The organism is Pseudomonas sp. GV071 (assembly GCF_003050835.1).
Lineage (GTDB): Bacteria > Pseudomonadota > Gammaproteobacteria > Pseudomonadales > Pseudomonadaceae > Aquipseudomonas.
Genome location: NZ_QAOJ01000018.1, coordinates 63,409 through 80,681 on the forward strand (window position 1 = coordinate 63,409; position 17,273 = coordinate 80,681).

Sequence of the window (17,273 nt, forward strand, 5' to 3'; positions counted from 1 at the left end):
GGCCTTTTTTCTCTTCACCCGGTTCTGGAGTTTTTTATGTCTGAACACGACTGCGACCTGCTGATTGTCGGCGCCGGTATTCTCGGCCTGGCCCATGCCTGGGCCGGGGCCAAACGCGGCCTAAAGGTCAAAGTATTCGAACGCACCCACACGCCGCTGGGCGCCTCGATCCGCAACTTTGGCCAGGCCCTGGTCGGCGGCCAGGCGCCGGGCGCCATGCTCAACCTCGCACGCCAAGCGCGGGGTTTGTGGGCCGAGCTCGGGCAGAGCGCCGGGCTGCATCTGCGCCAGCAAGGTTCGCTGCTGTTTGCCCGCACCGAGGCCGAAGAAGCGCTGCTGGAAGCCTTCGTCAACGGCCGTGGCGAAGAGCTCGGCTACCGCACTGAACTGCTGCGGGGCGAGGCGTTGAATGCGCTGTACGACGGCCGTTTCAGCCACCACCGCGCGGCCTTGCATGGCCTTGACGACCAGCAGCTGTACTCGCGCGAAGCGCTGCCGCAGATCGTTGAGTTTCTCGCCCGCAAGCATGGCGTGGAGTTCCACTTCTCCACCCTGGTGCGCGACGTTGCGCCGGGCAGCGCCCAGACCAGCGCCGGCCGTTTTAGCGCGCGGCATATCCTGGTGTGCTCCGGGCACGACTATCAAACCCTGCTCGCCGAGCAGATGGCCCGCCTGCAACCGCAGGTATGCCGTTTGCAGATGCTGCGGGCCCGTCCGACCCAGCCATTGGCCTTGCAGCACTCGTTGCTCACTGGCCTCAGCTGCACCCATTACGGCGCCTTCGCCGACCTGCCGGAAGCCGAGGCCATTCGCGCGCAAGTGCGACGCGAGCAGCCGCAGCTGGAAGCCCTCGGCATTCACCTGCTGATCAGCCCCACGCCCTACGGCGAGCTGATCATCGGCGACTCCCACGACTACGGCAGCGACGCCTCGCCGTTCAACGCCGAACACACTGATCATTTGATGCTGGAGTTGGCCGAGCACACCCTGGGCATGCCGGTGGAAGTGGTCGAGCGCTGGCAAGGCGTGTATGGCGCGCGTGGCCCCGGCCCGTTCAGCGTCACCCGCGCCGCCGATGGCGTAACGGCCGTACTGATGCACACCGGGCTAGGGATGAGCGTCGGCCTGGGCCTGGGTGAACGCACCGTCGCCGCCTTGCTGGGAGAGGGTCCATGGCCAACGGCATGAGTGCAGAGCAAGCCGTCAGCCAGCTGTTCGCCCTGTGCCAGCAACAGGCCGAGGCGGACTATATTGGCGAAGCCATCAGCCAACTCGAACATATGGCGCAAGCCGCCGAACTGGCTGAGCGCGAAGGCGCTGATGACGAGCTGGTACTCGCCGCCTTTCTGCACGACGTCGGCCACTTCTGCCAAACGCTGCAGGACCACAACCGCATGGCTGAGAAAGGCCGCCAGGGCCATGAACAGGTCGGTGCGCACTGGCTGCGCAGCCTGGGCTTCCCCCAGCGGTTATGTGACTTGGTGGCCAGCCATGTGGACGCCAAACGTTACCTTTGCGCCCGCGAACCGGGCTACTTCGAAGCCCTCAGCCCGGCCAGCCGGCAGACGTTAGTGTGGCAAGGCGGACCGATGAGCCTGGAGCAGGCGGTCGCGTTTGAGCGTGAACCGTTGTTTGCCGACGCGCTGCGTTTGCGGCGTTGGGATGAGGCGGCGAAGGTGGTGGGTAAGCCGCTACCGGATTTAGCGAAGTGGCAATCCACGGCAGCTCGGCTGTTGACCGCCGTTTCCTGAGCGATTCCGGGTCCCAGCCTGCGCTTGGACGACGCAGGTTTCAGTGCCAACTCCGTCATTCCCGCGCAGGCGGGAATCCAGAATCTGGCGACAGGCACCCATCAGCGTGCCATCACTCATCGTGTTGCAAACCGCTCTTCAACTCCCCTTCAACGCCTCCACCAACTTCTGGTTAAACCCCACGGGGTCCTCCATCTGCGGCGCATGCCCCTGCCCCGGGAATTCGATGAGTGTGGCGCCGGGAATCATCCCCGCCACCTGCTTGCCCAGCACGCTGTAATGGCCAAGCTTGGCTTTCAGCTCCGGCGGGGCGATGTCGCTGCCAATCGCGGTGGTGTCGGCATCGCCGATCATCAGCACGGTCGGTACCTTGAGCTGGGGAAATTCGTAGTACACCGGCTGGGTGAAAATCATGTCGTAGATCAGCGCCGAGTTCCACGCCACCCGCTGTTTGCCGGGGCCGTTGCTGAGGCCGGCAAGCATCTCCACCCAGCGGTCGTACTCGGGCTTCCAGCGCCCGACGTAGTAGGTGTTCAACTCGTATTTCTTGATGCCCTCGGCGCTCACCTTAAGCTCACGCTGGTACCACTGATCAACACTGCGCCACGGCACCCCGAGCGCTTTCCAATCCTCCAGGCCGATGGGGTTGACCATCACCAGCTTCTCGGTCTGTTGCGGGTACAGCAACGCAAAACGGGTGGCCAACATGCCACCGGTGGAGTGGCCGATGATGCTGGCTTTGCTGATACCGAGCTTGCTCAGCAAGGCATGGGTATTAGCCGCCAGCTGATGGAAGCTGTACTGGTAGTTCTCGGGTTTGGTCGAGGTGCAGAAACCGATCTGATCAGGTACCACCACCCGGTAGCCGGCGGCGCTCAAGGCCTTGATGCTGGCTTCCCAGGTGGCCCCGCAGAAGTTCTTGCCGTGCATCAGCACCGCAGTGCGGCCATTGGCAGTGCCGGTGGGCGCGACGTCCATGTAGCCCATTTGCAGGGCCTGGTTTTGCGAATCGAAGCTGAAGTGCTGCAGCGGATAGGGATAGTCGAAACCTTGCAGTTCCTGGCCGTATTCAGGCGCGGCCACCGCCAGTAGCGGCACGGCGCAGACCAGGGCGAGACAGGCGTTTTTGAGCATGGGGAATCCTCCGCAAAACCCACAGCCTAGCCGTGCATGAAGGCTCTAGCCCAATACTTCCAGCTCGGCAATGGCAACAGAATGTGAATTCCCTGCGCACAACTGTACTGCACACAGTGAGTTTTCCGACGAAGCTGCTGCGCTGTTGTTGTCGACGGCTGTACGGCAATAGCGAGGTGATAGCGGTGAATACTTTCGCCATCACCGATCTGGAGGCTGTATGAACGAACTCGATCTGCTCGCCGCCGCTGACGCGCGCGCCCTCACCTACACCGCTGGCGTGGCGACACGCCGGGTGTTTCCCGATGCAGGGGCGCTGGCCGGGCTGGCGGCTTTTGATGAGCCGCTGCCGGAGCAAGGCATGGCGGCTGAACAGACGTTGCAGCTGCTGGATGAACGCGGCTCAGCGGCCACCGTGGTGTCCAACGGCCCGCGCTATTTCGGTTTTGTTATTGGCGCGTCGCTGCCCGCTGCGGCGGCGGCCGAGCGTTTGATGCTGGCCTGGGACCAGTGCGCGTCGAGCTTCGACAACTCACCCGTCGCCGCCACCGTGGAAGCGACTGCCGCACGCTGGGTGCTGGAGGCGCTGGATCTGCCGCGCCAAAGCGCGGTGGGTTTTGGCACCAGCGCCACCGCCTGCACCCTCAGTTGCCTGGCGGCGGCGCGCCGGGCATTGCTGGCTCGCCAGGGCTGGGACTTTGATCGCGATGGGCTGATTGGCGCGCCGGAGATCAAGGTGGTGGTCTCGGAGCTGGTGCATATCACGGTGAAAAAAGCCCTGCGGGTGCTGGGTTTTGGCACGGCGAAAATCATCTATGCACCGGTCAACGCCTTGGGCCAGGTGGACGTGGAAAAGCTGCCGGTACTGGATGACCACAGCATCCTCTGCCTGCAAGCCGGCGAGGTGAACACCGGCGAGTTCGACCCCTTTGCCCAGCTGATCCCCAAGGCCCGCGCCTCCGGCGCCTGGGTGCATGTGGATGGCGCCTTCGGCCTGTGGGCGCGCGCCTCGGCGCTGGCACCGCTGACCACTGGCATCGAGCTGGCCGACAGCTGGACCACCGATGCGCACAAATGGCTGAACACGCCCTATGACTGTGCCATGGCCATCTGCCGGGATGCCGATGCCCTGGCCGCAACCATGAACAGCGACGCCGCCTATTCCAGCGCCAGCGCCGATGCGCAGAAAAACCTGACCCTGGAATTCTCCCGCCGGGCCCGTGGCATTCCGGTGTGGGCAGCGTTGCGCAGCCTGGGCAAACAGGGCGTGGCACAACAAGTGGAACGCCACTGCCGGCAAGCGCAGCGGGTGGCCGAAGGGTTGCGCGAAGCAGGTTACGAGGTGCTCAACCGCGTGGTGCTGAACCAGGTGCTGTTCCGTGCCGCCAGCGCCGCGCAAACCGTGGCCGTGCGTGAGGCGTTGCAGGCGACCGGTGAAGCCTGGTTTGGCGGCACCGTCTGGCAGGGCCGGCCGGCGATGCGCATCAGCGTGTCGTCGTGGCGCACGCAGAATGAAGATATCGAGGCGTTGTTGGGGTTGATGAGTGAGCTACGCGGGTAGGCCGAGGCGCCTTCGCCCCCTCTCCCCAACCCTCTCCCCGCTGGGGCGAGGGGGTCAATCGAGTAAATAGTTTCGACCGAACGCGGTTTTGCTCCCCTCTCCCGCGTGCGGGAGAGGGGCCGGGGGAGAGGGTTAGCCGCTACGCCCTACTCCGTCCGCCAGCGCTTGCGCGCATGCAAATACGCGGTCAGGTCGCTGTAGCCCAACTGCCCGGCGATGTCGGCGCGGCTTTCGCCTTGCAATTCCAGGTATTGCTCGATATCGGCACGTACCAGGTCGAGCAATTGGCGAAAGCTCATGCCTTCATCATCCAGGCGCCGGCGCAAGGTGCGCGGGCTCTGGTGCAGCAGTTCGGCCTGGCTGTCCAGGGTCGGTGCCTGGCCACGGGCGAAGCTGTGGCGAATGCTCTGCGCGACTTTGGCCGACCAGCCGGCCAGGCGCTGTTGGCGAGCGATGCAGCGGTCCAGTTCCTGGGTCAGCACGGCAAGCATGCCGGCGTGACGGTTGCGCATCGGCAATTGCAGGGTGGCGGCGTCCAGGTACAGGCGGGTGTGCGCGCAATCGAAGCTGATGTTGCTGCCAAAGCGCTCGGCGTATTGGCTGGCGTAGCTGGGTTTGGGATACGCCAACTGCACGCGGGCCGGTTGCACCGTCTGCCCGGAACCCTGGCCGCATACGGTCAGCGCCATGACGAAATAATGCTCGGTGAGGTAACGCACCAGGTTGATCGGCGCGTCGATGTTCAGCTCAACGCCGATGCCGTGGGCATCTTCGATGATGCTCACCGCATCCATGTCCGAGGCCAGGCCGGCATAACGCGCCCAGTTGACCATCGCCTCGTGCACGTTGTCGCAGTACTGGCCGACCAGGGCGATCACGTGCCAGTCCTGCGGGGTGAAGGTGGCGAACAGGTGCAGGCCGATGGCCGGGTCGTGCTCGGCGGCCTGGTCCCACAGTTGTTCCAGGGCCAGGGCGTTGTAGTCGGCGCGGCCCTGGCGGGCGTGGTGGCTAAGGTAGCGCTGCAGCACATGGCCTAGCGGCCCGCGATGAAAGCGCGGCACCTTTGGATTGGCCAGTTCTCCCAGGTTTCTGTCCGCTTCGCGCATGTCGTTGGTGGCAGTCATGGTTTCTCATAGTCGGGCATCGGCCTCACCGGGCCTGACGAAAGATTGCCATGGATATAACAATGATCGCCAATAGCCCTATCGTAGTCGTCGCCAGCATCTTCCTCGGATTCATTCTGCTGGAGCTGGCCTGCGCCTGTTTTCGCCAACCGAGCGGCAGCCGCCGCGACGTGATGATCGAAATCATCGGTTCCAGCCTGTTGCTGGGCGTGACCTTCCCGTTGGTGATGTTCCTCACCAACGCCCTGCTCGACCACGCCGCGCCGCAGCTCAAAGACAGCCTGGTGAGCCTGCCCTGGTGGGCCGGCCTGGGCCTGTTCCTGCTATTCGATGACATGACCCAATACTGGTGGCACCGCCTGACCCACAAGGTGCCGTTCCTCTATGCCTTGCACCGCGCGCACCACTCGGCGCCGTACATGAGCATCCGCATCGTGTACCGCAACAACAGTTTCTACTACCTGCTGATGCCGGGTCTGTGGTTTGCCGGCATCCTCATTTACATGGGCCTGGCGCCGATCTACTACCCCTACCTGATCGTCAAGATGCTGGTGATTTTCGGCGCCCACAGCAGCGTGCTCTGGGACGCCAAGCTGTACCAGATCAAGGCGCTGCGCCCGCTGATGTGGGTGTTGGAGCGGACCATCTCGACGCCCTCCACCCACTCCGCCCACCACGGCCTGAATGCCACCGACGGCGTGACCCACTACAAGGGCAACTTCGGCAACCTGCTGTTTCTCTGGGACGTGATTTTCGGCACCGCCAAGATCACCCGTCGCCGCCCGCAAAGCTTCGGCATCGAAGACCTCAACCCGGTGAGCTGGCAGGAAGAACTGTTCTGGCCGGTGATCCGCAAAACCCAAGCGACCCCTCAAGCCACACCTGAAAAAGAGTTAGCCCAATGAGCCTGAACATCGTCCTGATCGCTGGCTCCAGCCGCGCCAACAGCCAGTCTGCCAAGGTTGCTGCGTTTCTCGGCCAGCGCCTGCAAGCGCTGGACATCTGTAGCGCGCCGCGGCTGATCGACCTCGGCCGCGCGCCGCTGCCGCTGTGGCCGGCGGACGACCTCAACGGCGTGTGGGCCGACCACGCGCAAGTGCTGCGCGAAGCCGACGGCGTGGTGGTACTGGCCCCGGAATGGCACGGCATGGCGGCGCCGGCGGTGAAGAACCTGTTTATGTTCGCCGGCTACAAAGAGCTGGGGCACAAGCCCGCGCTGCTGGTGGGCATTTCTTCCGGCCAGGGCGGCGCCTACCCGCTGAGCGAACTGCGCGCGTCCAGCTACAAGAACAACCGCGTGTGCTACCTGCCCGAGCATTTGATTGTGCGGTACGTGGAGACGGTGATGAACAGCAGCGAATCGCAAAACAGCGATGACTTGCGTATTCGTCAGCGGGCGGACTGGACGTTGGAAATGCTCGGCCATTACGCCCAGGCGATGTTGCCGCTGCGGGGGTTGATTGCCATGGACAATGCCGAGTTTGCCAACGGCATGTAAGAGCATCGCGGCTAAAGCCCCTTCCACAGGGATCGCGGGTTAGTTATGGGAGGGGCTTTAGCAGTGATTGGCCGGACCGGCAAACGGCTTAGCTGGCCTGCGGCATCTCCCCCGCTGCCAACCGGCGGTTGATGTCTGCCACCACCCCCGGCAATTCGGCAATGGTGTCGATCAGGTAATGCGGGCGGCTGGGGGCAAACAGTTCACCAATCCGCTGGCGCTCAGCAGTCAGCTGCGCGGGCGACAGCGCCTGGTACTGCTCGTAGGTCAGCCCCAGCGCGTTACCGGAGCAAGTCAGCGCCACGGTCCACATCCCTGCACTGCGCCCTTCGAGAATCCCTGGCCAGGTGTCGTCCACTTTCACGCAGGCGGCGACATCGTCGATACCTAGGGCAATCACGTTGGCCAGGCTTTGCGCCGGATACGGCCGGCCGTTGGGAACTTCATCGGTGGCCACCACGTGGTCGGCGACATAGCCATTGTGCTTGGCCAACTCCACCACCTTGGCCATCACCACCGCCGGGTAACCGGAGCAGGAACCGATTTTCAGACCCTGTGCACGCACGGCAGCGATGGCCTGCAAAGCACCGGGAATCAGCGCCGAATGCACGGCGATCTTTTCGATCTGCAGCGGCATAAAGCGGTTATAGATGGCGGTGACGTCGTCATCGCTGGGGCGTTTGCCCAGGGCGCGGACGAAGCGCTCGGCAATCGCCGGTTGGTCGCACAGGGTGCGGATGTGGTCCCACTTACCCATGCCCATGGGGCCACGCGCTTCTTCCAACGACACCTGGACGCCGAACTCGGCGAAGGCTTCGACGAAGATCTGCGTCGGCGCGAACGAGCCGAAGTCGACCACGGTGCCGGCCCAGTCGAGGATCGCGGCTTTCAGTTGACGCGGGGCTTGGTAGTGCATGGCAAAACTCCTGTGGCAGTGAATCGAAGAGGGATTAGCGCAACGCGCTGGCGGAGCCGATAAAGTTCTGCCCGCGGGCGCCTTTGATCGCGTCATTCAGCAGGGTTTGCGCTTGCTCGGCACTGACCCCGTAGTCGGCGAATTCGGTTTTTACCGAAAGGCTGTGCAGGAAGGTGCGCAGCCACGCCTGGGCCTGGTTGAGGTCGCTGCCAAACACCCGCTGCAAGATGCGGTCACGCTCGGCGTCCTGGCCCCAGGCCAGGCCTAGCACCAGCGGCAAGGTGAAGGAGCAGGCAATGCCGTGGGGCAGGCCGTGGCGCAGGGTCATTTCGTAGGAAATCGAATGGGCCAGGGCGGTCTTGGTGTTGGAAAACGCCATGCCGGCCTTCAGCGCGGCCAAGGCCATGCGCGAGCGCAGTTCGCGGCTATCGAGGTTGTGCTGCAGTTTGGGCAGGCACTCGAGAATGTCTTCGATGGCCGACACCGCAAAGGTGTCGGAGATCGGGTTGGCGTTATGGTTCCAGATCGCCTCCAGGGCGTGGGACAGCGCGTCCAGGCCGGTGGACACGGTGACGCCCATCGGCACGGTGACCATCAATTCGGGGTCGATCAGCGCCACGCTGGGCCAGGTGCAGTCCAGGTGCAGGGAGTATTTCTTCTGCTGCTCGGTGTCCCAGATGGTCGCCCAGGGCGTGACTTCGCTGCCGGTGCCGGCGGTGGTCGGCGCGGCGATCAGGCGTTTGCAGCGCGCCGGCAGAAAGGCTTTGCCGCTGGCGAGCAAGGCCAGCAGCTCATCAAAACTGCCGCGCTCGGTGCCGACGATCAACGCCTTGGCGGTGTCGATGGCGCTGCCACCGCCAACCGCAATCACCGTGTCACACTCGCCTGCCTGCTGCCAGAACTGCTCATAGGTGCGGCGCAGGTGGGCCACATCGGGGTTGGGCTGCACGTCTTCAATCACATGCACCAAGCGCTCGCCGAGCAAGGCCTGAATACGGTCGACCAAGCCCAGGGCGCGGGCTTCGGGAAAGGTCACCAGGGCGACACGTTGGTGTTCGGTGAGACTGGCCAGCTGGTCAAGGCTGCCCCAACCAAAGCGGGTGTCGACCGGGTTAAAAAAGCGGGAAATCATGGCAACTCCTGACGCAGGGGCGAGCACCGCCCTGCCCGGCCTGCGCCGGGCAAACGGGTGAAAAAACTAGTGGCTGTTGCCGCTTTGGATGGCATTGCGCAAGCGGCTGGAAATCGTGTCCGCGGCGACCACCATGAAGGTGATGACGATGATGCAGGTGGCGGTTTCGGTGTACTTGAACAGCTTCAGGCTGCTCACCAGCTCAAAGCCCAAACCACCGGCACCGACCATGCCCAGCACCGTGGCCGAACGCAGGTTCACTTCGAAGCGGTACAGCACCACGGCAATCCAGGCCGTGATCACTTGCGGCAATACGCCAAACACAATCACCTGCAACGGCCGTGCACCGGTGGCTTGCAGCGCCTCGATCGGGCCCTGGTCGATTTCTTCGATGCTTTCGGCGAAGAATTTGCCGAGCATGCCCAAGCCATGAATGGCCAAGGCCAGCACGCCAGGGAACGGCCCCAAGCCCACCGCAGAGACAAAAATCAGCGCCAGAATCAGCTCGTTGATGCTGCGGGTAATGTTCAGAAACTGCCGGGTACCGTGGTACAGCACCGGGTTGCGGCTGAGGTTGCGTGCCGCCAGAAACGACAGCGGCACCGCCAGGATCACCCCCAGCAAGGTGCCCCACAACGCGATCTGCAAGGTCTCCAGCGCCGGGCCCCACAGGCGCGGCAGAATGCTCAGATCCGGCGGCATGGTGCGGCTGAGGAAATCGCCGATCTGCGGCAGGCCAGCAGCCAGTTCGCCGATGCTCAACTGCGCGCCCTGGGCGCTCCAGTGCAGCACCATCACCACCACCAGTACCAACGCCGCAGTGCCCAACCAGCCGCGGGCGCTTTGCGGGGTGTCGACGGTCCAGAGGTATTTACGCGCCTGCATGGCGTCACTCCTGTTAGTTGGCATAACGCACCTGCAAGCCCGCCGTTGCCGGCTCGGTTTCTGCCTCGGGGTCTTGGCCGGGATAAATACGGTGCAGCACGTCATCGGTCAGGCCGTCGGGGCCGCCGTCGTACACCATGCGGCCATGGGCCAGGCCGACAATGCGGTCGCCAAATTCGCGGGCGTAGTCGACCTGGTGCAGGTTGCACACCACGGTGATGCCCAGTTCGCGGGTGGCATCGCGCAGGTACTGGAGCACCAGGCGCGAGGTTTTCGGATCGAGGCTGGCCACCGGTTCGTCAGCCAGAATCACCTTTGGCCTTTGGGCCAGAGCGCGGGCGATACCCACGCGCTGCATCTGCCCGCCAGACAATGAGTCGGTGCGTTGCTGGGCCTTGTGCGCCAACTCGACCCGCTGCAGACACTGCATGGCCAGGTCGATGTCTTCACGGCGAAACAGCTGCAGCACCGAAGCCAGGGTACTGACCGCGCCGAGTCGGCCGGTCAGCACGTTCTTCAACACCGACAGGCGTGGCACCACGTTGTGGTGCTGGAAAATCATCGCCACTTGTTGGCGCAGGGCGCGGGTGTCGCGGCAGGCGATGGCGTCCATGCCGGCGACCGTCAACGTGCCGGCATCGGCCTGCACCAGGCGATTCATACAACGCAGCAAAGTGGATTTACCGGCGCCGGACTGGCCGAGAATCACCACAAATTCACCCGCCGCGATATCCAGGTCGATGCCGCGCAGCACGGCATTGCTGCCGTACTGCTTGGTCAGTTGACGGACGCTGATCATTTCATGCCTTTGAGGTCGAGGTTCAGCACCTTGGCGGTCTCACGCACCACGTTGTAGGCGGCGTCGTCGGTCTTCTGGAAGCCGTCGAGCTGGCCTTGGTCGCCCCATGGCACGTCTTTCATGCCGGCCAGCGCGGCGGCGATTTTCTTCTTCAGCTCAGGGTCCAGCGCCTTGCGCCAGACCATCGGCGACTCGGGGATCGGCTGCGAGGTCCAGACCACCTGGAAGTCGTCCTGCTTGACGATGCCCTTGGCGACGGCGCCAGCCAGAATGCGGTCGGCTACTGCTGCAGCGTCGACCTTGCCGTTGGCCACCGCGAGGATGCTGGCGTCGTGGGAACCGGAGAAAATCACCCGGGAGAACAGGGCCTGCGGGTCATAACCGGCTTTTTCCAGACCGGCTTTGGGGAACAGGTGACCGGAGGCCGAGCTTGGGTCAACGAAGGCGAAGGTGTGGCCCTTGAGGTCGGCGAGGTCTTTGATGCCGCTGTCTTTGCGCGCCAGGATCAGGCTCTTGTAAGCGCTCTGGTGGGTCTTTTGCGTGACGGCTACGGCGAAGGCTTCCACGTCGGCGACCGAGGCGGCCAGCACGTAGGAGAATGGGCCGAGGTAGGCAACGTCCAGCTTGCCGGCGCGCAGGGCTTCGATGATGCCGTTGTAGTCGGTGGCCACGAATGGCTCGACCGGCATGCCCAATTGTTTTTCCAGGCCGTCGAGCACCAGCTTGCTGCTCTCGATCATGGCTTGGGAGTCTTCGGACGGGATCAGCCCGATGCGCAATTTATCCGCCGCTTGGGCGTTACCAATGCAGAGCAACGGCAACAACGCGAAACCGGCAATACGGAACAGCGAGGCAATGGAGGTCATGGCATTTCCAGCAGTTGTGGTTGGAGTACGCACAATTTAGAAACGTCACGTGACAGTCATACGATCAATTCAATATGGGTTTTATCGAGTAACTATTGATAGGACCTATGGATGTCGACCGCCCGCATTCGCGCCTTCCTCGCCGTGGCCCGGCACGGCAGTTTCAGCGCCGGCGCTCGCGCCCTGGGCCTGAGCCAGCCAACGCTGACCACCCAGGTGCAACAGCTGGAGCGCCAATACAACGTGGAGCTGTTCCACCGTAAAGGCCGGCGCATCGAGCTTTCCGATGTGGGCCAGCAACTGCTGCCGATTGCCCAACGCATGGCCCTGCTGGAACTGGAAGCCAACAACCTGCTGCACGACTCCGGGCGCCTCGACAGTGGCCAGTTGAAACTCGGCGCGGTGGGGCCGTTTCATGTGATCGAGATGGTCGACCACTACCGCCAGCGCTACCCGCGGATCGATGTGTCCATTCGGGTCGGCAACTCCGCGCAGGTGCTGGCCGACCTGGAACAATACGCCACCGACATCGCCGTGCTTGCCGGCCGCCACGACGACCCCGGCCTGTGCGCCGTGCACTACGCCCGCCATGCCATCATTCTGTTTACCAACGCCGACCACCCCTTCGCCAACCGCGAAAGCGTGCGCCTGGCAGAGCTGGAAAATCAGCCGCTACTGCAACGGGAAACCGGCTCCACCACCCGCCTCGCCCTGGAGCGCGCCCTGGCCGATGCCGGGGTAACCCCGCGCAAAGCCATGGAGATTGGTAGCCGCGAAGCGCTGCGTGAAGCGGTGGTGCGCGGGATAGGGATTGGCGCCGTCTCCGAAGCCGAATTTATCGCCGACCCGAGGCTTAGGGCGATTCGGATCGAGGGCGAGCCGGTGCATACGGAAACGTATTTGTACTGCCTGGCGGAGCGACGTAGTAGTCGGTTGATTTCTTCGTTTTTTGATATAGCACAAGGCTCAACCCGGCTGGCGTCTGCGCCATAACGCTGCCGGGTGACTCAACGCTTAGCGTTCCCTGGCCCGCTCGGTGACGATGCCCTGTCGGGCGGCCCATAGGGTGATGTCTTCCTTGCGGATAGCGGCAGCCATCAGGCCAGGAAACTGGTCTGGGCTGCAGGCGAATGACGGCACGCCCAAGGCTGCCAGTTTGGCCGCCAGTTGTGCATCGTAGGACGGTCTTCCCTCATCGCTAAGGGCCAGCAAGGTGATGACCTGCACACCCGACTCCACCAGTTCTGCGGCGCGCTGCAGCAGGTTTTTTTCCACCCCACCTTCGTAGAGGTCGGAGATCAATACCATGATGGTGTTGCCCGGCTCGCGAATCAGCCCCTGACAGTAACCAACCGCACGGTTGATATCGGTGCCGCCGCCCAGCTGCACGCCAAACAACAGGTCGACCGGGTCGTCCAGTTGCTCGGTCATGTCCACCACCGCCGTGTCGAACACCACCAGGTGCGTTTTCACCGCAGGCAGCGAGGCCATCACTGCGCCGAAGATGCTTGAATACACCACCGAGGCGGCCATCGAGCCGCTCTGGTCGATGCACAGAATAATGTCGCGCTGGCTGCGCTGGGCTTTGCGGCCGTAGCCGATCAGCCTTTGCGGAATGATGCTGCGGTATTCCTCCTGCCAGTGGCGCAGGTTGGCGCGAATGGTGCGGTTCCAATCGATTTCCGCATGCCGCGGGCGGTTGTTGCGCACCGCGCGATTGAGCGCCCCGGTCACGGCGCTGCGCATCGGTTCTTCCAGGCGCTTTTTCAACTCATCGACGACCTTGCGCACTACGTGACGCGCGGTGTCTTTGGTTTCGGCAGGAATCACCCCGGACAGCGAGATCAGCGACGCCACCAGGTGCACATCGGGCTGCACGGATTCGAGCATTTCCGGTTGCAGCAGCATGCTCTTGAGGTTCAGACGCTCCAGGGCGTCGCGCTGCATCACCTGCACCACCTGGCTGGGGAAGTATTTGCGGATATCACCTAACCAGCGCGCCACTTTCGGTGATGACTTGCCACTGCCGCCGCGGCGTAGGCCACCCGGCCCGTCGGGGTCGTACAAGGCGGTCAGGGCGGCGTCGATATCCAGTTGCGCGCGGTCCAGGCTGCAGTCGGCCAATGGCTCGGCAGCCGCCTCGCCGAGTGCCAGGCGCCAGCGCCGCAGGCGGGTACGCTCGGCCTCGTCCACAGGCAGGTCGTTGGCATCACTCATGGAGACACTCCATCGGTAGGCAAACCCAACAGCCGACGCAACAGCGCCACCGGTTGTGCGGCGCGTTGCGGATCCCACGGCGTGGCTGCCGGTGCGGCAACGGTCGCGGCTGCGGGACGGCGGGCACGTTCGCCAAGCTCGCGGCGTTCGGCAGCGGAAAAGGTGCTGAAGGTGCGGCGCAGCAAGGCCACGGTACGGTCGAAGTGGTCATCACTCAGTTCAGCCAACCAACTGTCGACCATCGTCCACAGCCGTGGGTCGTGCATCAGAATCAGCGCACTCTGGTCAAGAAACCCTTCCAGCCAGGCGGCGGCCATCACCGGCTCTACGCTGCGCGACAGCGCCTGGTTCATATGCTCGGCGCTGCTGTCGGCGGCTTCGACGCCCGCGTCAAACAACAGCCGCGCGGCCAGGCCGCACAGCAAACCGTGGCTGGCACCAAACGCGGCAAGACGCTTGAGCGCCTGGTGCCAGTCCTGACTACGCAAGGGGTCGTCGAGCAAGCGGATGGCAGCGTTGGCGTTGCCAATACGCTCACGCATAGCGGTGGCGGCCTCTTCATCGAGGGCGGCGCAGGCGGCTCCCAAGCCGATAGCGGCGCGGGTAACCAGGCCATCAAGTACCAGGCGCACCATACCGGTGTCGGTACGGCGCACGTTGCCATAACGCGCCACGCGCACCAGCGGCGGCAAGGCATCGAGCAACTGCGCCACATCACTGGCCACGGCCGCTAGCGCGTCCAGCGCTTTTGTCACCGGTTCTACGGCCGCCGGCAGGTTGGCCAGCAGTACGTCGTCCACCAACTGCGCAAGCTGCGGCAGCGAGTCGGCCTGGCGCGCCCGGTCTACCGCATAGGCGCTGGCGGCTTCTTCAACGGTGCTTCCCCATTGGCTTGCCTCGATCAGCGCCACCGCCAATTCGGGCTTCCATTCCAACGACCACAACTCATGAAAGGTGCCCTTGGCCGACACCGCGCCACGGGCCTGCTCGCCCCACTTGATACCCAGCAGGTTCAGGCGATGCAGCAGGTGGCTACGCGCCAGGTCATTGGCTTCGCGCAGGTCGAGGTCGACGGTTTTCTGCGCGGCTTGAGGTTTAAGCCGCAGCGACTTCTGCTGCTGCTCCAGGTCTCTCTGCAGCGGCACGGCCGGTACGTCCGCGGGCACGCTACCGAGTCGATCACCAACGATCAGATGTTGGCTGATCAGCCGCATCGGCGCTACGTCACCCATGCACACCGTGGTTTGCAATGCTTCGCACAGTTCATCAAGGCCCGCCGCCGGCCGTTGCCGCAAGGCGGCCAGGCTGTCGGCCAGGCGCGCCGCTTCGATGATATGGGCAGACGAACAATCCAACCCCTCGTCGCGAAAAAGCCGCGCCGCGCGGGCCAACCAGGTAACGGCGCGCTGCTGAGCCGGCTGTTGCCAGAGGTGCGCGTACCAGGCGGGGGCATCGATACCGGCGCCATAGCCACTGGCGCTGCTCAGGTTGCGGTAGGTCCAGGGCGCCCACGTGGCGGCCACTTTGGTTTTGCCCAGGCCCTTGAGCAGGTCGTTGTCGCCTTTGGCTGCCGGCAGACTGGCCAGCGCCGGCACATGCCAGGCACCACAAACCACGGCGATACGCTGATGGCCATCTTTGAGGGCCTGGCGCAAGCACTTGCGCATATGGGCTTCACGCAGGGCTTCGCGCTGTTGATAGCGCGGCGAACGCTCACCGAGGGGCGCTTGCTCGCGCAGGGCGTGCATGGCTTCGGCGATGGCGGCAAACAATTGTTCACCCTCGCAGCGCTCCTCCACCATGTGGTTCCACCAGGCCTCGCCATCGGCATAACCGGCGGCCTGCCCCAGCCAGCCTAAGGGGTCATGGCTCAGGCGCGGCTCATCGGTCACGGGCTCTAAGGGCGCTTCCTCCGGGGCGCTGGCGGCGGGTTCTTGCGCCTCGCTTTCCCAGGCTTTTTCCAGCGCAAACTGGTGGCTGACGGGCAGATCGATAAAACGCGTTTCGATGCCCTGCGCCATGCCGTAACGCAAGGCCTGCCACTCGGGAGAGAACTCGGCGAACGGGGAAAACGCCGCTTGCCGTGGATCACCTTCCGCATGCACCAGCAGCGCCACCGGTGGCTGCATATCCTCGTGCAGCACAAACGGCAGCAGGCTGTCGGCTTCCGGCGGCCCCTCGATCAACAGGCAGTCAGGCTGCAAAGTCTCCAGGGCGCGCAACAGGCTGCGCGCACAACCGGGGCCGTGGTGGCGAATGCCGAACAGATGGATCGCATCGGCCATGGCGCGCTTACTCCACCTCGCGGAAGGCGCGGTACAGGTCTTTCCAGTCGCTGCGTTCCTTGACCACGGTTTCCAGGTACTCGCGCCATACCACGGCGTCTTGCACCGGGTCTTTGATCACGGCGCCGGTCAAGCTGGCGGCCACGTCGTTGGCGTGCATCACGCCATCACCGAAGTGTGCGGCCAGGGCCATGCCGCTGTTGATCACCGAAATGGCCTCGGCGGTCGACAAGGTGCCGCTGGGCGACTTGAGTTTGGTCTTGCCGTCTTCGGTCAGGCCATTGCGCAGCTCGCGGAAGATCTGCACCACCCGCCGCACTTCGGCCAGCGCCGGTGGCTCGGCAGGCAGCTCAAGGGCACGGCCCATTTCCGCCACCCGCTTGTTGACGATGGACACCTCCTCCGCCTCGCTGGAAGGCACCGGCAGAATCACGGTGTTGAAGCGCCGCTTCAGCGCCGAAGACAGCTCGTTGACGCCCTTGTCGCGGTTGTTGGCCGTGGCAATCACGTTGAAGCCGCGCACGGCCTGCACCTCGCTAGCCAGCTCGGGAATTGGCAGGCTCTTTTCCGACAGCAAGGTGATGAGGGTGTCTTGGACGTCGGCGGGGATGCGTGTCAATTCTTCGATGCGGGCAATCTTGCCGCGCTCCATGGCGCGAATCAGCGGGCTGTCCACCAACGCTTCGCGCGACGGTCCTTTGGACAGCAGTTGGGCGTAATTCCAGCCGTAGCGCATCTGCTCCTCGCTGGTGCCGGCGGTGCCTTGCACGATCAACGTGGAGTCACCACTGATGGCCGCCGCCAAGTGCTCGGATACCCACGACTTGGCCGTGCCCGGCACACCGTAAAGCAGCAAGGCACGGTCGGTGGCCAGGGTGGCCACGGCGGTTTCGATCAGACGCCGACTGCCAATGTATTTGGCGCTGACGGCAAAGCCATTCTCCAGCGTGCCACCAAGCAGATACGTCACCACCGCCCAGGGCGACATCACCCAATTGCCGGGGCGCTGGCGTTTATCCTGCTTTTGCAGCTCATCGAGCTCTTCGGCGAATTGCTCTTCGGCGTGTTGGCGCAGTACCGGGCTGTTTTCCATGATTACGTCCGT

General features: G+C 63.9%; 16 protein-coding genes. 6 read left to right on the plus strand and 10 right to left on the minus strand.

What is annotated here, in order from left to right:
* The first annotated feature begins 36 nt into the window (after nucleotides 1-36).
* Nucleotides 37-1,188, plus strand: coding sequence for a TIGR03364 family FAD-dependent oxidoreductase (locus C8K61_RS25360; protein ID WP_108099468.1), 1,152 nt, complete (start codon nucleotides 37-39; stop codon nucleotides 1,186-1,188).
* On the plus strand, nucleotides 1,185-1,751 hold the full coding sequence (locus C8K61_RS25365) for a phosphonate degradation HD-domain oxygenase (RefSeq protein WP_108099676.1): 567 nt from the start codon (nucleotides 1,185-1,187) through the stop codon (nucleotides 1,749-1,751). Before C8K61_RS25360 ends, C8K61_RS25365 begins: the two co-directional genes overlap by 4 nt.
* Nucleotides 1,752-1,889: 138 nt before the next feature.
* On the opposite strand, the gene C8K61_RS25370 is transcribed toward C8K61_RS25365, so the two are convergent.
* Nucleotides 1,890-2,885: an alpha/beta fold hydrolase gene (locus tag C8K61_RS25370; RefSeq protein WP_108099470.1), complete on the minus strand. Its 996-nt coding sequence runs from the start codon at nucleotides 2,883-2,885 to the stop codon at nucleotides 1,890-1,892.
* Nucleotides 2,886-3,105: 220 nt separating this feature from the next.
* On the opposite strand from C8K61_RS25370, the gene C8K61_RS25375 reads away from it, so the two are divergent.
* The gene (locus tag C8K61_RS25375) at nucleotides 3,106-4,446 is read left to right on the plus strand and encodes an aminotransferase class V-fold PLP-dependent enzyme (protein WP_108099472.1); all 1,341 of its coding nucleotides are present in this window, start codon (nucleotides 3,106-3,108) and stop codon (nucleotides 4,444-4,446) included.
* Between the two features lie 146 nt (nucleotides 4,447-4,592).
* Here the strand turns inward: C8K61_RS25375 and C8K61_RS25380 are convergent, their stop codons facing one another.
* Complete coding sequence (locus tag C8K61_RS25380; protein WP_108099678.1) at nucleotides 4,593-5,552, minus strand: AraC family transcriptional regulator ligand-binding domain-containing protein; 960 nt, start codon at nucleotides 5,550-5,552, stop codon at nucleotides 4,593-4,595.
* Nucleotides 5,553-5,620: 68 nt separating this feature from the next.
* Between C8K61_RS25380 and C8K61_RS25385 the strand changes: the two genes are divergently transcribed.
* Together C8K61_RS25385 and C8K61_RS25390 are read left to right on the plus strand one after the other, a co-directional pair.
* Nucleotides 5,621-6,475, plus strand: a complete 855-nt coding sequence (locus C8K61_RS25385) for a sterol desaturase family protein (protein WP_108099474.1) — start codon at nucleotides 5,621-5,623, stop codon at nucleotides 6,473-6,475.
* The gene (locus tag C8K61_RS25390) at nucleotides 6,472-7,068 is read left to right on the plus strand and encodes an NADPH-dependent FMN reductase (RefSeq protein WP_108099604.1); all 597 of its coding nucleotides are present in this window, start codon (nucleotides 6,472-6,474) and stop codon (nucleotides 7,066-7,068) included. Before C8K61_RS25385 ends, C8K61_RS25390 begins: the two co-directional genes overlap by 4 nt.
* Nucleotides 7,069-7,156: 88 nt before the next feature.
* Here the strand turns inward: C8K61_RS25390 and phnX are convergent, their stop codons facing one another.
* The 5 genes from phnX to phnD form a co-directional block, all read right to left on the minus strand.
* The gene (phnX, locus tag C8K61_RS25395; protein WP_108099606.1) at nucleotides 7,157-7,984 is read right to left on the minus strand and encodes a phosphonoacetaldehyde hydrolase; all 828 of its coding nucleotides are present in this window, start codon (nucleotides 7,982-7,984) and stop codon (nucleotides 7,157-7,159) included.
* Nucleotides 7,985-8,018: 34 nt separating this feature from the next.
* On the minus strand, nucleotides 8,019-9,116 hold the full coding sequence (gene psrA, locus C8K61_RS25400) for an iron-containing alcohol dehydrogenase PsrA (protein ID WP_108099608.1): 1,098 nt from the start codon (nucleotides 9,114-9,116) through the stop codon (nucleotides 8,019-8,021).
* Between the two features lie 66 nt (nucleotides 9,117-9,182).
* On the minus strand, nucleotides 9,183-10,001 hold the full coding sequence (phnE, locus tag C8K61_RS25405) for a phosphonate ABC transporter, permease protein PhnE (RefSeq protein WP_108099610.1): 819 nt from the start codon (nucleotides 9,999-10,001) through the stop codon (nucleotides 9,183-9,185).
* 13 nt (nucleotides 10,002-10,014) lie between these two features.
* Complete coding sequence (phnC, locus tag C8K61_RS25410; protein WP_108099612.1) at nucleotides 10,015-10,800, minus strand: phosphonate ABC transporter ATP-binding protein; 786 nt, start codon at nucleotides 10,798-10,800, stop codon at nucleotides 10,015-10,017.
* Nucleotides 10,797-11,666 (minus strand): phosphonate ABC transporter substrate-binding protein, encoded by an 870-nt coding sequence (gene phnD, locus C8K61_RS25415; protein WP_108099614.1) that lies wholly within the window; start codon nucleotides 11,664-11,666, stop codon nucleotides 10,797-10,799. Before phnD ends, phnC begins: the two co-directional genes overlap by 4 nt.
* A gap of 111 nt (nucleotides 11,667-11,777) precedes the next feature.
* Here phnD and C8K61_RS25420 point away from each other — a divergent pair, with 111 nt between their 5' ends.
* The gene (locus C8K61_RS25420) at nucleotides 11,778-12,659 is read left to right on the plus strand and encodes a LysR substrate-binding domain-containing protein (protein WP_108099616.1); all 882 of its coding nucleotides are present in this window, start codon (nucleotides 11,778-11,780) and stop codon (nucleotides 12,657-12,659) included.
* 21 nt (nucleotides 12,660-12,680) lie between these two features.
* Here C8K61_RS25420 and C8K61_RS25425 read toward each other — a convergent pair whose 3' ends face one another.
* Genes C8K61_RS25425 through C8K61_RS25435 form a run of 3 tightly spaced genes read right to left on the minus strand, consistent with a single transcriptional unit; the run spans nucleotide 12,681 to nucleotide 17,261 of the window.
* Entirely contained in the window at nucleotides 12,681-13,883 is a 1,203-nt protein-coding gene (locus tag C8K61_RS25425; RefSeq protein WP_108099618.1) for a VWA domain-containing protein, read from the minus strand.
* A complete protein-coding gene (locus C8K61_RS25430) occupies nucleotides 13,880-16,168 on the minus strand; it encodes a DUF5682 family protein (protein ID WP_108099620.1) in 2,289 nt (762 codons plus the stop codon). The genes C8K61_RS25425 and C8K61_RS25430 overlap by 4 nt, the downstream gene beginning before the upstream one ends.
* Before the next feature lie 7 nt (nucleotides 16,169-16,175).
* Nucleotides 16,176-17,261 carry an AAA family ATPase gene (locus tag C8K61_RS25435; protein ID WP_108099622.1) on the minus strand — a complete coding sequence of 362 codons (1,086 nt, stop codon included), beginning with the start codon at nucleotides 17,259-17,261 and terminating at the stop codon, nucleotides 16,176-16,178.
* Nucleotides 17,262-17,273 lie beyond the last annotated feature (12 nt).